Here is a 14547-nt window from a genome sequence, read left to right on the forward strand (position 1 = left end):
CGGAGTCTCTGTTGATGTCCTTTCCTCCAGGTACTTAGATGTTTCAGTTCCCTGGGTTTGCTTGAAACCTCCTATGTATTCAGAAGTCTCATACCTTCTCTTGATAACCGGAAATCCAAAACCTCTTCGATCGAAATCTAAAGGTCTGGCTTCTCACATTATCTGATCGAACCCCACACCGATGTCTTTCGACAAAGGTCTTGGAGTTCCGGCTATCGAAGGTGGGTTTCCCCATTCGGAAATCCATGGATCAAAGCTTCTTCGCAGCTCCCCACGGCTTATCGCAGCGTAGCACGTCCTTCATCGCCTCTCAGCGCCAAGGCATCCACCGAACACCCTTAAGGCACTTGATTGCTCTCATTATCAATGTCCACACACTCGGCAGAATGTTGTCTGCAGAATTACCTTGCGGCACGCGCCCTCGATGAACGCTATCTGCAGCCGGACAATGATTAGAAAGACCAGCTTGCTTCGTAAGATCGTTCCGATAGCGAGGCGGTCAAGCTTCGCTAAAAGGATCATTTACAACTTGCTCGTCTCTCAGAAGCAACCCGAGGGCTGCCTTTGAAAGGCGCGCAAGCGCCGAAATGATCCGGAGATAATGGAGTACCGCGCAGATATTCTCTGCACGATCCAACTCGGATCGATCTCCTCTTTACAATGTCAGAAAACACGCAGCTCACTGTCCATCCGGACTAGCAAGTGCGAAGTGATGTTTCGCGGACGATTTTGGTGCAAGCTGCGCCGGCAATCAAACCATCTGGTGGAGCCAGACGGGATCGAACCGACGACCTCATGCTTGCAAAGCACGCGCTCTCCCAGCTGAGCTATGGCCCCGTAACCAGAAGACGAATGCTCACTCGATGAGTGTGGTGGGCCTGGGAAGACTTGAACTTCCGACCTCACGCTTATCAAGCGCGCGCTCTAACCAACTGAGCTACAAGCCCCTAACGCATATCCAGTCAAGGACCAGGGATCTGCAAGGTTGCAGCCCCAGCGCGTGTTCGTCCGCGAAGAAAGAGAAACGTAGACGGCGAAATCCCGCCAATGCAGCTCAACGATCCTGACGACCGTTGGCCACTGATGTTTCTAAAACGGTTCGATAGAAGCAAGCTTCTGAAGAACCATCCTTAGAAAGGAGGTGATCCAGCCGCAGGTTCCCCTACGGCTACCTTGTTACGACTTCACCCCAGTCGCTGACCCTACCGTGGTTAGCTGCCTCCCTTGCGGGTTAGCGCACTACCTTCAGGTAAAACCAACTCCCATGGTGTGACGGGCGGTGTGTACAAGGCCCGGGAACGTATTCACCGTGGCGTGCTGATCCACGATTACTAGCGATTCCAACTTCATGGGCTCGAGTTGCAGAGCCCAATCCGAACTGAGACGGCTTTTTGAGATTTGCGAAGGGTTGCCCCTTAGCGTCCCATTGTCACCGCCATTGTAGCACGTGTGTAGCCCAGCCCGTAAGGGCCATGAGGACTTGACGTCATCCCCACCTTCCTCGCGGCTTATCACCGGCAGTCTCCTTAGAGTGCTCAACTAAATGGTAGCAACTAAGGACGGGGGTTGCGCTCGTTGCGGGACTTAACCCAACATCTCACGACACGAGCTGACGACAGCCATGCAGCACCTGTGTTCCAGGCTCCGAAGAGAAGGTCACATCTCTGCGACCGGTCCTGGACATGTCAAGGGCTGGTAAGGTTCTGCGCGTTGCGTCGAATTAAACCACATGCTCCACCGCTTGTGCGGGCCCCCGTCAATTCCTTTGAGTTTTAATCTTGCGACCGTACTCCCCAGGCGGAATGCTTAAAGCGTTAGCTGCGCCACTAGTGAGTAAACCCACTAACGGCTGGCATTCATCGTTTACGGCGTGGACTACCAGGGTATCTAATCCTGTTTGCTCCCCACGCTTTCGTGCCTCAGCGTCAGTACCGGGCCAGTGAGCCGCCTTCGCCACTGGTGTTCTTGCGAATATCTACGAATTTCACCTCTACACTCGCAGTTCCACTCACCTCTCCCGGACTCAAGATCTTCAGTATCAAAGGCAGTTCTGGAGTTGAGCTCCAGGATTTCACCCCTGACTTAAAAACCCGCCTACGCACCCTTTACGCCCAGTGATTCCGAGCAACGCTAGCCCCCTTCGTATTACCGCGGCTGCTGGCACGAAGTTAGCCGGGGCTTATTCTTGCGGTACCGTCATTATCTTCCCGCACAAAAGAGCTTTACAACCCTAGGGCCTTCATCACTCACGCGGCATGGCTGGATCAGGGTTGCCCCCATTGTCCAATATTCCCCACTGCTGCCTCCCGTAGGAGTTTGGGCCGTGTCTCAGTCCCAATGTGGCTGATCATCCTCTCAGACCAGCTACTGATCGTCGCCTTGGTAGGCCATTACCCTACCAACTAGCTAATCAGACGCGGGCCAATCTCTCGGCGATAAATCTTTCCCCGTAAGGGCTTATCCGGTATTAGCACAAGTTTCCCTGTGTTGTTCCGAACCAAGAGGTATGTTCCCACGCGTTACTCACCCGTCTGCCGCTGACGCATTGCTGCGCCCGCTCGACTTGCATGTGTTAAGCCTGCCGCCAGCGTTCGCTCTGAGCCAGGATCAAACTCTCAAGTTGGACTTGAACTTTGAACCGGCTGATCACAACGTTTTGACGAGGTCCCACCATTTTCCGCCGACCGAAGTCGACGAGCTGCCCGCGATTCACATCGCTGGCAACGATGGTGTAACCTTAAAACGTGTACCGCCGAAGTCTTTCGTCCGGTCCCGATCCGAAAAGCCGAAGCTCTTCAAATGCGAGACCCGCAAGGACTCCGCCGTCCACGTTTCTCTTTCTTCATCTTCACTTGTCAAACAGCCCGGGACCATGTGGCCCCAACCTTCCAGAGTGGAAGGGTTCCGACACCCTTACCGGCGATGAATGAACTCCAATCGACTTACGTCGACTGTTGTGTCACTCAACAAGGTGAGGAGCATCAGTGGCGCGTTCGCTCGCCTTGGTCAGTGACCCGGCGGCGCCGCGCTCAGTGGTCGGGTTATAGGCTCCCCCGCTCGGGATTGTCAACGGCCATTGTCAACAAATCGTCGCACGGTGGATTGTTGAAAAAATTAACGTGTTTACAGTGGGTTAGAGAGGGCGGTGGCGCGCGGACCGAACCTGGGCGGTGAAAAAATCCAAAAAAAGTTTGGGTCTGAGGGGGCTCCGGAAGCGGCTTCTGGCGCCCCTCACGACAGGGCCCAGGCGCCGGCCCGTTCAGGAAACTTTTTCCATATTGGGCGCCGTACTAGAGCCACAATCCCGCGGCGTTCTGATAAGAGACAAGCTTGAATCGTTGGATGCCAGTGGGGGCTGCCGGCGATTTTGATGGGGTCACAGGAAGGCGATCTGACGATGACGCGGCCTTCCTTGGACATTCGAGAGACATCGAGAGACCTTTACCCGCTTAGCTGTTCGTAATTTCGGCCGGGCCCTCCATCGGGCCTTCTGAAGCGCGAACGCCTATGCGGCATGGCTTTTCCCGCGATCCCCCTTCAAGAGGGCGACCAGGGAGGAGCGCGAGACAAGGCATTTCGGGTCGTTGATTGGGGGACTTGGGTTGAACCACAGGACGTCACGCGGCGCTTACGGGCGTGAGACCGGGATCATCGATCTCGGCCACGAGCCGCCGCTGTCCGTCGATGGTTCGGAAGCCGCCGTCATCGACCGCCGTCGCGTCTCGGTGCAATGGTTCAGCGGCACAATTCTGACCGGACTCTGCGGCGCAGCCTTGATCGGCGGCGCCGTTTTCGCATCTCTGGACGGCGAAATGACCTTCGCCAAGGTGCCGGAACGGGTCGAGGGCGCGCTGCGCGGTGCGTTTGGCGCGGCCGATCGCGCCGCCACGCTGCACAAGAGCGACCGCCTGCCGCCGCCCAATGAATCCACGGCCTCGCGCAACATTATGCGCGTTTCCACCGTGGCCCGCGTCGGCAACCGCGACGTGATGCGCGTGCGTCCCTTCATCCGGATTGCCGGCAATTTGTCGATGACGACGAGCGACCTGTCGGCGAAGATTCCGCCGTTCAACGCGCAGCGCCTGCTCACCGATGTCGGCTCCGACCCGAAGGCCGCCGCCGACGATCCCAACAATCCCGAAGCCGTCGAGCCCGACGCCGAGGTCTCCTTCGTCACCAAGGACCTGTCGCCGGTGCTGCCGAAGGCCAAGATTTCCGCCGTGGTGGCGCTCGACGACATCCTGATGCGGGTGCGCGATGCCGCCAATTGGCGCGGCAATGGCGGGGTGCGTTACGCATCGCTCGCCAATGCCGCAGCCGACGTCTCCGGCGCGACCGGCCCGTCCGACATCAAGATGGCCTATGCCACCGAAGTGTCGCCGTCCGATCCCTATGCCGGCTTCGAGACGCGCGTGGTGCCGGAAAACGTCACGCTGCTGCCCAAGACCAAGGAGCAGATCACCGGCGGCAATCCCAATGGCGAGCGCGTTCACGTCGTCAAGAAGGGCGACTCGGTCTCCTCCGTGCTGCGCGATCTCGGCGCCACGCCGGACGAGATCAAGGCGATCGTCGCGACGCTCGGGCCGCGCGGCCGCGACGGCGGCCTGAAGGACGGCGAAAAGCTTCGCATCCTGATGGCGCCCTCAAGCCCCGGCGCCCGGCTCCAGCCCTACCGCGTCGTCGTCGCCAACGACACCATGGTCGAGGCAATCGCGGCATTGTCCGATCTCGGCAAATACGTCGCGGTCGACGTCTCCAGCATGAACACCGTCGCTGATGCCACGGCAAACGCCAACAGCGACGATGATGACGATGACGACGGCACCGGCGTGCGGCTCTACCAGAGCATTTACGAGACCGCGATGCGCAACAAAGTGCCGATGCCGGTCATCGACGACATGATCAAGATCTACTCCTACGACGTCGATTTCCAGCGCAAGGTGCAGCCGGGCGATTCCTTCGACGTGTTCTACGCCGGCGAGGACGAAGGCGTGACGGCGACCGAAAAGAACGACGTTCTGTTCGCGTCGCTCACGGTCGGCGGTGAGACCAAGAAATATTATCGCTACCAGAGCCCCGATGACGGCGTCGTCGACTACTATGACGAGACCGGCAAGAGCGCGAAAAAATTCCTGGTCAGGAAGCCCGTCAACAGCGCCATCATGCGCTCCGGCTTCGGCGGCCGCCGCCATCCGATCCTCGGCTATGTGAAGATGCACACCGGCGTCGATTGGGCCACCGCCTACGGCACGCCGATCTTCGCCGCCGGCAACGGCGTGATCGAGAAGGCCCAGCTCGAAGGCGGCTACGGCAAGTACGTCCGCATCAAGCACAACAACGGCTACGAGACCGCGTACGGCCACATGTCGGCCTTCGCCAAGGGCATGGAGCCGGGCAAGAAGGTGCGGCAGGGCCAGGTGATCGGCTTCGTCGGCTCGACCGGCCAGTCGACCGGCCCCCACGTCCATTACGAAATCCTGGTCAATGGCCGCTTCGTCGATCCGATGCGCGTGAAACTGCCGCGCGGCCGCTCGCTGGAAGGCCCGATGCTGACGGGCTTCGAGAAGGAGCGCGACCGCCTCGACGGCATGATGAGCGGCCGCAATGGCGCCATCGCCCGCATGTCGGACGCGACCGGCGGGCCGTTGCAGGTCACCAACCGGTAGTTTCTCAGATCAGACGACGTTGAAAGAAACGCCCCGGAGAGGCATGACCTCCCGGGGCGTTTTTCGTTTTGCAGTTAGCTCTACGTTCAGTTGAGCTTGCGCTTTGACACTGGCGCCTCGAACTGCGCGATTTCCGCGGTCTGCGGCGACTTGCCGTTGAAGGTCAGCACGTTGCCCTCGGACGAGATCGCAACCGTATCGCCGTCCCTGACGTCGCCGCCGAGGATCATCGCGGCGAGCGGATCCTGGACGTAGCGCTGGATCACCCGCTTCAGCGGCCTTGCGCCGTAGGCGGGATCCCAGCCCTTTTCCGCGAGCCAGTCGCGCGCCTTGCCATCCAGCGTCAGCACGATCTTGCGATCGGTCAGCAGCTTCTCGAGCCGTGCGAACTGGATCTCGACGATCCGGCCCATCTCGCTCTTCTGGAGACGATGGAACAGGATGATCTCGTCGACGCGGTTCAGGAACTCCGGCCTGAAATGCATCCGCACCATTCCCATCACCTGCTCGCGCACGGCTGACGTGTCTTCGCCTTCCGGTTGATTCACCAGAAACTCCGAACCGAGGTTCGATGTCATGATGATCAGCGTATTGCGGAAATCGACGGTACGGCCCTGACCATCGGTCAGGCGACCATCGTCGAGCACCTGCAACAGGACGTTGAACACATCCGGATGCGCCTTCTCGACTTCGTCGAACAGCACCACCTGGTAAGGCCGGCGCCGCACCGCCTCGGTCAGTGCGCCGCCCTCGTCATAGCCGACATAACCCGGAGGCGCGCCGATCAGCCGCGAGACCGAATGCTTCTCCATGTATTCGGACATGTCGAGGCGGACCATCGCGGTCTCGTCGTTGAAGAGGTACTCCGCCAAGGCTTTGGTCAGCTCGGTCTTGCCGACGCCGGTGGGCCCCAGGAACATGAACGAGCCCATCGGCCGGTTCGGGTCCTGGAGGCCTGCGCGCGAGCGGCGCACGGCGGTCGCGACCGCACGCACGGCCTCAGCCTGTCCGACGACACGGGTGCCGAGCTGCTCCTCCATCTTCAGGAGCTTCTCTTTCTCGCCTTCCAGCATCTTGTCGACGGGCACGCCGGTCCAGCGCGAGACCACCTGCGCGATGTGGTTGGCGGTGACCGCCTCCTCCATCATCTCGCCGGAGCCCTCACGCGCCTCGATGTCCGCAAGCTGCTTCTCGAGCTCCGGGATCCGGCCATAGGCCAGCTCGCCGGCGCGCTGGAATTCGCCGCGCCGCTGGGCATTGGCGAGATCGACACGCAAGCCATCGAGCTCCGCCTTCAGCTTCTGGGCGTCGGAGAGCTTGTTCTTCTCCGCGCTCCAGCGCGTCGTCAGCGCCGCCGACTTGTCCTCGAGGTCGGCAAGCTCCTTTTCCAGCGTCTGGAGACGGGACTTGGAGCCGAGATCGGTTTCCTTCTTCAACGCTTCCTGTTCGATCTTCAGCCGGATGATTTCCCGATCCATCGAATCGAGTTCCTCCGGCTTGGAATCGACCTGCATCTTCAACCGCGCGGCGGCCTCGTCCATGAGGTCGATCGCCTTGTCCGGCAGGAAGCGGTCAGTGATGTAGCGGTTGGACAGCGTCGTGGCCGCTACAAGCGCGGAATCGGTGATCCGCACGCCATGGTGCTGCTCGTACTTGTCTTTCAGCCCGCGCAGGATCGAGATGGTGTCCTCGACCGAGGGCTCGCTGACGAAGATCGGCTGGAACCGCCGCGCCAGCGCCGCATCCTTCTCGACATGCTTCCGGTACTCGTCGAGCGTGGTCGCGCCAACGCAATGCAATTCGCCGCGCGCAAGCGCCGGCTTGAGCAGGTTGGACGCGTCCATCGCGCCGTCGGCCTTGCCGGCGCCGATCAGCGTGTGCATCTCGTCGATGAACAGGATGATACCGCCTTCGGCAGAAGTTACCTCCTGCAACACGGCCTTCAGCCGCTCCTCGAATTCACCGCGGTATTTTGCACCCGCAATCAGCGCGCCAAGGTCGAGCGAGAGCAGCTTCTTGTCTTTGAGGCTTTCCGGCACGTCGCCATTAACGATGCGCAGCGCAAGGCCCTCGGCGATGGCCGTCTTGCCGACGCCGGGCTCGCCGATCAGGACAGGATTGTTCTTGGTCCGGCGCGACAGCACTTGAATCGTGCGGCGGATCTCTTCGTCGCGGCCGATGACCGGATCGAGCTTGCCGTCGCGCGCAGCCTGGGTCAGGTCGCGGGCGTATTTCTTCAGCGCGTCATAGGCGTTCTCGGCGGTCGCGGAGTCCGCGGTGCGGCCCTTGCGCAGCGCCTCGATCGCCGCATTGAGGTTTTGCGGGCTCACACCGGCCTTGCTCAGGATCGCGCCGGCGTCGCTGTTCTTTTCCAGCGCGAGGCCGAGCAGCAGCCGCTCGACGGTGACAAAGCTGTCGCCGGCCTTCTCGCCGGCCTTTTCGGCGGCGTCGAAGGTGCGGGCAAGCTCAGGCGCCAGATAGATCTGCCCGGCGCCACCGCCGGAGACCTTGGGAACCTTGTTCAGGGCGTCCTCGGTCGCTTTCAGAATTGCCCGGGAATTGCCGCCGGCGCGGTCGATCAGGCCGCCGGCCAGCCCCTCATTGTCGTCCAGCAGGACTTTCAGGAGGTGCAGGGTCGAAAACTGCTGGTGCCCCTCGCGCACCGCAAGCGACTGCGCGGACTGGATGAAGCCCCTGGAGCGTTCGGTATATTTGTCGATGTTCATGTCTTTTCTTTCCCTCGGCCTGCCCCTGGAGCCCTCTAAGGCACTCCAAATGGCATCTTCATTGGGTTTCCGCCGGCTGCATTGATGATCCTCAACACCGCAAGCGGTCGTTATCAGCCAGCGCTGGCGCCGGCCTGATCCTGATGTGGGAAGCGTGCCCTCGGACTGGAAGAGGCGCGATCACAAATTCGTGCGCGAAATGGCCGGCTTGGCGCGGCCCGGTCGAATCCCCTAAGTAACCTCATGACAGCCAGCCAGACCGCCGAAATCACCGGCATTTACCGCTACCCGATCAAGGGCCTGACGCCGGAGCCCCTACCCCGAATTCCCTTGCGGCGAGGCGAGACCCTGCCCGCCGACCGCCGCTACGCCATCGAGAACGGCCCAAGCGGGTTCGACCCCGAAGAGCCCCAGTGGAAACCAAAAATCCAGTTTCTGATGCTGGCGCGCAATGAGCGGCTGGCTTCCCTCGACAGCCGGTTCGAGGAGGCGACCAACCGCCTGACCATCCGCAGGGACGGCCAGATCGTCGCCAGCGGCGATCTCGAGACCGCCGCCGGGCGCGCCGCCATCGAGGGCTACTTCACGGAGAATTTTCAGCCGGAGCTGAAAGGGCCGCCGAAGGTGCTGTCCGGCCGCGACCACAGCTTCTCCGACGTCGCCCGCAAGGTCGTGTCGATCATCAATCTCAACAGCGTCCGCGCCATCGAGACCATGCTTGGCGGGACCGCCGTGCATCCGCTGCGCTTCCGCGCCAATCTGTACGTCAAGGGCTGGCCGGCCTGGTCCGAGCTCGACCGCGTCGGCCAGACACTCGCGATCGGGCAGGCTCGACTGAAGGTGGTCAAGCGCATCGTCCGCTGCCCAGCCGTCAACGTCGATCCGGAGACCGCAGCGCGCGATCTCGAAATCCCGCCGACGCTCTCGCGCAATCTCGGCCACATGGATTGCGGCATCTATGCCGAGGTGATCGCCGACGGCGAGATCGGTGTGGGTGACGCGATCGCGGTGGAAGAGCCGACGCTGGTGTGACGGGTCGCTGGCGCGACAACCTCCGTCATTGCGAGGAGCGAAGCGACGAAGCAATCCAGACTATTTCCGCGGAGGGATTCTGGATTGCTTCGCTTCGCTCGTAATGACGAGGCTGCGTCCTCAGTTCGGCATCACATACGCATAGATCCGGCCGCGCGATATCGGCGCCTCGCGGACGCGGTTGCCGTTGTTGCCGGAGATCATGATCGGATTTCCCTGGGCGTCGATGCCGGTGATGATGCCGACATGGCCGCCGCCGCGCCGCCCCATCACCGCGATGGCGCCGACCTGCGGACCGGAGACGCGCGTGCCGTAACGCGCGAACGAGCTCGCCATGTCGGAGCCGGTGCCCTGATGACCGGTATGCTGAAGCACCATGTTCATGAAGCGCGCGCACCACAGGCTGCCGCGACCGGTCGGATTGCCACCGACATAGCGGCGCGCCTCGGAGACGAGGCCCGACCCGCCGCCGAAGCCGCCGCTCATGCTCGCACCGCTCGCACTGGCGTTCGGATCATAGCTGGCCTGGGTGTCGGCAAAGCCACTCGCCTGCAACTGCGCCGCACTGCGCTCGAAGCGCGAACTGCGGGCATGGTGGCGATAATGATGATGTCTGGCGTGATGCACGTAAGCGTGCCGCTCGGCGCTATGACGATGATGTGGCCGCGCTGAGGCCGGAGAAACGAACACGGCGACCGCCGCGAAGAAGAGCGCCAGCGCGACAACACAACGCGACAGGCGAGACGCAAACAACTCGAACATTCTTCATCCTTCGTTACACCCCACTTCCCAGTCGGCCCGTGCACAGCCGACATCGATCAGGCCGTTAAGCCCCCCGATGTGGCGAGAAAAAGACACCACGTCGGCGAATAGCTGCGATGATTTTGTGTCGGTGCTGGTCCGATGCTGCCGCATTGCGAACAACAGCGTTAACTGCGATCCTGCAAAGGCGGCTTGAAGAGAGGGAAACAGTTAATGCCCCACGCCACGACCAGGGACGAGGTCCGCATCTATTTCGAGGAAGCGGGTCAGGGAACGCCGATTATTTTTCTGCACGAATTCGCAGCCGACTACACCAATTGGGAGCCGCAGATGCGCTATTTTTCGCGCGGCCACCGTTGCATCACCTATTCGGCACGCGGCTACACGCCGTCGGATGTGCCTGATGGCGAGGTCTACAGCTACACGCATTTCTACACCGACGCGCTCGCCGTGCTCGATCATCTCAAGATCGATCGCGCCCATCTCGTCGGTCTCTCGATGGGTGCCTATTCATCGCTCCAGATCGGATTGAACGCGCCGCGGCGTGCGCTGTCGATGACGCTCGCCGGCGTCGGCTCAGGCTCCGAGCTCGAGACTCTCGACGCCTGGCGCAAGCAGTGCCGCGCCAATGCCGACCAGTTCGAGACGCTCGGCTCCGCCGAGGTGGCAAAGGTCACGCGCGAGGCGCCGAGCCGGATTCCCTTCCTGGTGAAAGACCCGCGCGGCCACGCCGATTTCTACGCCGCGCTGGCGCGGCATGATTCAAAAGGATCGGCGAACACGATGCGCGGCTTCCAGGGCGGCCGCCCCTCGATCTACAATTTGACGGACGCTATCAAGAAGGCCTCCACGCCGGCGCTGATCATCTGCGGCGACGAGGACGATCCGTGTGTCGGGGCGAGCCTGTTTCTGAAGAAGCACCTGCCGGCGGCGGGGCTCGCGATGTTCCCGAAGTCGGGCCATGTGCTCAATCTGGAAGAGCCCGCGCTGTTCAACGCGACGGTGGAGCGGTTCGTGACGCTGGTGGAAGCGGGGCGCTGGCCCGTGCGCGATCCGCGGTCGCTGGCGGCGCATTAAAGCGACGGCGCCACCACATACTCCGTTATTGTGAGCGCAGCGAAGCAATCCAGAATCTTTCCGCGGAGGGATCCTGGATTGCTTCGCTGCGCTCGCAATGACGAAGGATAGACACAGCTCCTCATCTTGAGGAGCAATGACGAGAAACTATTTCCCCTGCCCGCGCGTGAGCAGAAACACTCCCTGCTCGCCGAACAGATTCCAAACCCACCACGGCATCCGCAGCCGCAGCGGGCGGCCGTAGAGATCGAGCGCTTCGGCGCGCTCCATCTTGACGCCGATGGCGTCGCAGAGCTCGATGAAATCCTTGATGGTGCAGAAATGGATGTTGGCGGTGTCGTACCAGCTTGCCGGCAGATTCTCCGTGCGCGGCATGTGGCCGCCGATCAGCAGCTGGAGCCGCATCTTCCAGAAGCCGAAATTCGGGAACGACACGATCGCGCGCCGGCCGATGCGCAGCAGATTCTCCAGCACGACCTTGGGCTGGCGCGTCGCCTGCAGCGTTTGCGACAGGATCACGTAGTCGAAGGCATCGTCGGGATAGTTGACGAGGTCGGTGTCGGCATCGCCTTGCACCACCGCGAGGCCTTTGGCCACGCAGCGGTTGACGCCCTCGCGCGACAGCTCGATGCCGCGCCCGTCGATGCCGCGAGTCTCCAGCAGCTGAAGCAGATCGCCGTCACCACAGCCGACGTCGAGCACTTTCGAGCCCGGCTTGACCATCTCGGCGACCAGCAGATGGTCGGCGCGAAAATGACCGGACTGTTCCGATGCAACACCGCCCAGCGGCAGCACTTCCTGTACAGACATCGCTAGCCGTCCTCGTTAGTCATTCTTGGCGGTGAGCCCGCGCGCCTTGCCGGCCGATTGCAGGAACGCGCGGGAGATATCGAAGAATTCCGGCACGTCGAGCAGGAAGGCGTCGTGGCCGCGGTCGGTCTCGATCTCGGCAAACGACACCCGCGCGCTCGACGCGTTCAGCGCATGCACCAGCGCGCGCGATTCCGAGGTCGGGAACAGCCAGTCGCTGGTGAAGGAGACCACGCAGAAGCGGGTCTGGATGCCAGCGAACGCCTTTGCCAGCACGCCGCCATGGTCCCCGGCGATGTCGAAATAATCCATCGCGCGGGTCAGATAGAGATAGGTGTTGGCGTCGAAGCGCTCGACAAAGGACGAGCCCTGGTAGCGCAAATAGCTCTCGACCTGGAAGTCGGCGTCGAATGAGAAGGTCGGCAGCTCGCGGTCCTGCATGCGCCGTCCAAACTTGCGATGCAGCGCGGCGTCCGAGAGATAGGTGATATGCCCGGCCATCCGCGCCACCGCGAGGCCGCGATGCGGATGCGTCGCCTGATCGACATAGCGCCCGCCGTGCCAATCCGGATCGGCCATCACCGCCTGCCGCCCGAGCTCGTGGAACGCGATGTTCTGCGCCGAATGGCGCGTGCTGCACGCGGTCGGAAGCGCAGAGAACACGCGATGCGGATAGGCCGCGGTCCATTGCAGCACCTGCATGCCGCCCATCGAGCCCCCGACGACGCAGAGCAACGTGTCGATGCCAAGGCGATCGAGCAGCATGGCCTGCGCGCGCACCATGTCGGGGATCGTAATGATCGGGAAATCCAGTCCCCACACCTTGCCGGTCGCCGGATTGGTCGAGGCCGGGCCGGTCGAGCCCATGCAGCCGCCGATCACGTTCGAGCAGATGATGAAATACTTCTCGGTATCGAGCGGGCGGCCGGGGCCGACCATGATTTCCCACCAACCCGGCTTGCCGGTCAGCGGATGCACATTGGCGACGTGCTGGTCGAGCGTCAGCGCATGGCAGATCATGATCGCGTTGGAGCGATCGGCGTTGAGTTCGCCGTAGGTCTGGTAGGCGATCTGGAACGGGGTGAGATCGATGCCGCAATCGAGCCGCAGCGGCTGATCGGCGCCGAAATGCGCGACCGGCGAGCTCGGATGATCCACCTCATGCGACCGGTCGTCGGCACTGATCGCGGGACTCGGAATCGACTTGACGCCAACCATCTCTGACCATCGTCCTGTTTGCGATCGGACTTTCAGACCGCTACTGACATCAGGCCACAAAAAACCCGGCCTGAACGATAGGTTCGGCCGGGATCGAAAACGTCCCCGGCCTGTTTAGCGAGTTTTTTAACGTGGCTGCAAGCCGGCCGGCTCAAATGACCACGGAACAGGCAAATTCTACTGGCTCAGGCTGTTTTCGTCAAGCCACGGTCCGGATTGACCAAATTCGCCCCCGCGCTGCCAGCCGAAACGGCCTAGTTTCTCTTTGCATTTCTCTTTGCTTTCGCCGCCCATCCTGCCTAATCAGAACCTTGACCGCAGCGGATCCGGCGCTTGCCGATCCGCATTGGAATGCCTCTCAACAGTCCTTGTCAGCTATGTCCCAACGTCCGCCCGCGCCACCATCGTTGCAGGAATTGCGCAAGGAGATCGACGCAATCGACGAGGGCATGCATCGCCTGCTGATGCAGCGTGGCGACATCATCGACCGCCTAATCCAGGTGAAGCAGACCCAGGAGGTTGGCTCCGCGTTCCGCCCGGCGCGCGAGGCCTCCATGATGCGTGACATCGTCGAGCGCCATCGCGGCATTCTGCCGCTCGACACGGTGGAGAGCATCTGGCGCGTCATCATCGCGACGTTCACCTACGTGCAGGCGCCATTCTCGGTGCATGCCGACATCGCGGTGAGCGAACCCGCGATGCGCGATTCCGTGCGCTTCCATTTCGGCTTCACCGTGCCGTACGTCGCGCATTTCAGCGCGCAGGCCGCGGTCGAAGCAGTGGCAAAATCCAAAGGCGACCTGGCGCTGGTCTCGGCAACCTCCAGCCGCACGCCGTGGTGGCTGGAGCTGGAAGCAGCAGGCGCGCCAAAGATCATCGCACGGCTGCCTTTCGTCGAGCGCGCCGACCATCCGGCAGCACTGCCCGTGTTTGCGATCTCGCGCGTCGCCGACAGCGCCCTGGTGACGGAGGTCGAGACCTTCAGCGTGCGCGTCTCGGGGTGGAACGCCGAGGTCGCGCGGGCGCTATCGCCGCTCGCCGAGATCGTGGCGGTGCCCGATACCGCCTTCGACGGCGCGGCCCTGCTGGTCTCGGTCACCGCGGCGAGCAGCCTCGACAAGATCAAGGCTGCCCTGATCGAAGCGGGGGCCTCGGTGCGCTCCGCGGCCCTCGTCGGCAGCCACGCAACGCGCTATACGGTGCCCCCAACCGGGTCGAAATCGTAAATCGCGAACCTAGCCTGCCATTCCGGAGTT

8 protein-coding genes, 2 tRNA genes, 2 rRNA genes and 1 riboswitch (1 of these 13 cut by a window edge) are annotated in these 14547 nt (G+C 61.9%); of the genes, 4 read left to right on the plus strand and 8 right to left on the minus strand.

Annotation, left to right across the window (positions count from 1 at the left end; all coding sequences use genetic code 11):
• From ACPPVR_RS38700 to ACPPVR_RS38715, 4 genes are all read right to left on the minus strand, one after another.
• Positions 1–353, minus strand: a 23S ribosomal RNA gene (locus ACPPVR_RS38700); it reaches 2520 nt to the left of the window's first position.
• Between the two features lie 408 nt (positions 354–761).
• Positions 762–837: transfer RNA gene (locus ACPPVR_RS38705), tRNA-Ala, on the minus strand.
• 33 nt (positions 838–870) lie between these two features.
• Positions 871–947, minus strand: a tRNA-Ile gene (locus ACPPVR_RS38710).
• 187 nt (positions 948–1134) lie between these two features.
• Positions 1135–2623 (minus strand): 16S ribosomal RNA (locus ACPPVR_RS38715).
• Together the 16S and 23S rRNA genes with 2 tRNA genes alongside form the textbook arrangement of a ribosomal RNA operon.
• A 979-nt stretch (positions 2624–3602) precedes the next feature.
• Here ACPPVR_RS38715 and ACPPVR_RS38720 point away from each other — a divergent pair.
• Positions 3603–5666 carry a peptidoglycan DD-metalloendopeptidase family protein gene (locus ACPPVR_RS38720; protein ID WP_426611731.1) on the plus strand — a complete coding sequence of 688 codons (2064 nt, stop codon included), beginning with the start codon at positions 3603–3605 and terminating at the stop codon, positions 5664–5666.
• Between the two features lie 86 nt (positions 5667–5752).
• Here the strand turns inward: ACPPVR_RS38720 and clpB are convergent, their stop codons facing one another.
• Positions 5753–8392: an ATP-dependent chaperone ClpB gene (gene clpB / locus ACPPVR_RS38725; RefSeq protein WP_426611732.1), complete on the minus strand. Its 2640-nt coding sequence runs from the start codon at positions 8390–8392 to the stop codon at positions 5753–5755.
• Positions 8393–8635: 243 nt separating this feature from the next.
• Between clpB and ACPPVR_RS38730 the strand changes: the two genes are divergently transcribed.
• Positions 8636–9424, plus strand: coding sequence for an MOSC domain-containing protein (locus ACPPVR_RS38730; protein ID WP_426611733.1), 789 nt, complete (start codon positions 8636–8638; stop codon positions 9422–9424).
• 120 nt (positions 9425–9544) lie between these two features.
• On the opposite strand, the gene ACPPVR_RS38735 is transcribed toward ACPPVR_RS38730, so the two are convergent.
• A complete protein-coding gene (locus ACPPVR_RS38735) occupies positions 9545–10186 on the minus strand; it encodes a TIGR02594 family protein (protein ID WP_426611734.1) in 642 nt (213 codons plus the stop codon).
• A gap of 213 nt (positions 10187–10399) precedes the next feature.
• Here ACPPVR_RS38735 and ACPPVR_RS38740 point away from each other — a divergent pair, with 213 nt between their 5' ends.
• Positions 10400–11263, plus strand: a complete 864-nt coding sequence (locus ACPPVR_RS38740; protein WP_426611735.1) for an alpha/beta fold hydrolase — start codon at positions 10400–10402, stop codon at positions 11261–11263.
• 147 nt (positions 11264–11410) lie between these two features.
• Here ACPPVR_RS38740 and metW read toward each other — a convergent pair whose 3' ends face one another.
• Positions 11411–12073, minus strand: a complete 663-nt coding sequence (gene metW, locus ACPPVR_RS38745; RefSeq protein ID WP_426611736.1) for a methionine biosynthesis protein MetW — start codon at positions 12071–12073, stop codon at positions 11411–11413.
• A gap of 15 nt (positions 12074–12088) precedes the next feature.
• Positions 12089–13291: a homoserine O-acetyltransferase MetX gene (metX, locus tag ACPPVR_RS38750; RefSeq protein WP_426611737.1), complete on the minus strand. Its 1203-nt coding sequence runs from the start codon at positions 13289–13291 to the stop codon at positions 12089–12091.
• Positions 13292–13384: 93 nt separating this feature from the next.
• Positions 13385–13464: riboswitch (SAM riboswitch) on the minus strand.
• A gap of 204 nt (positions 13465–13668) precedes the next feature.
• On the opposite strand from metX, the gene ACPPVR_RS38755 reads away from it, so the two are divergent.
• Positions 13669–14517, plus strand: coding sequence for a chorismate mutase (locus tag ACPPVR_RS38755; protein WP_426611738.1), 849 nt, complete (start codon positions 13669–13671; stop codon positions 14515–14517).
• Positions 14518–14547: the final 30 nt, after the last annotated feature.

The sequence above is a fragment of the Bradyrhizobium sp. McL0616 genome, assembly GCF_049993385.1.
GTDB lineage: Bacteria > Pseudomonadota > Alphaproteobacteria > Rhizobiales > Xanthobacteraceae > Bradyrhizobium.

Excerpts from the sequence above, each read along its gene's own strand:
- clpB (WP_426611732.1), bottom strand. The coding sequence starts at position 8,392 with ATGAACATCGACAAATATACCGAACGCTCCAGGGGCTTCATCCAGTCC.
- ACPPVR_RS38730 (WP_426611733.1), top strand. The coding sequence starts at position 8,636 with ATGACAGCCAGCCAGACCGCCGAAATCACCGGCATTTACCGCTACCCG.
- ACPPVR_RS38735 (WP_426611734.1), bottom strand. The coding sequence starts at position 10,186 with ATGTTCGAGTTGTTTGCGTCTCGCCTGTCGCGTTGTGTTGTCGCGCTG.
- ACPPVR_RS38740 (WP_426611735.1), top strand. The coding sequence starts at position 10,400 with ATGCCCCACGCCACGACCAGGGACGAGGTCCGCATCTATTTCGAGGAA.
- metW (WP_426611736.1), bottom strand. The coding sequence starts at position 12,073 with ATGTCTGTACAGGAAGTGCTGCCGCTGGGCGGTGTTGCATCGGAACAG.
- metX (WP_426611737.1), bottom strand. The coding sequence starts at position 13,291 with ATGGTTGGCGTCAAGTCGATTCCGAGTCCCGCGATCAGTGCCGACGAC.
- ACPPVR_RS38755 (WP_426611738.1), top strand. The coding sequence starts at position 13,669 with ATGTCCCAACGTCCGCCCGCGCCACCATCGTTGCAGGAATTGCGCAAG.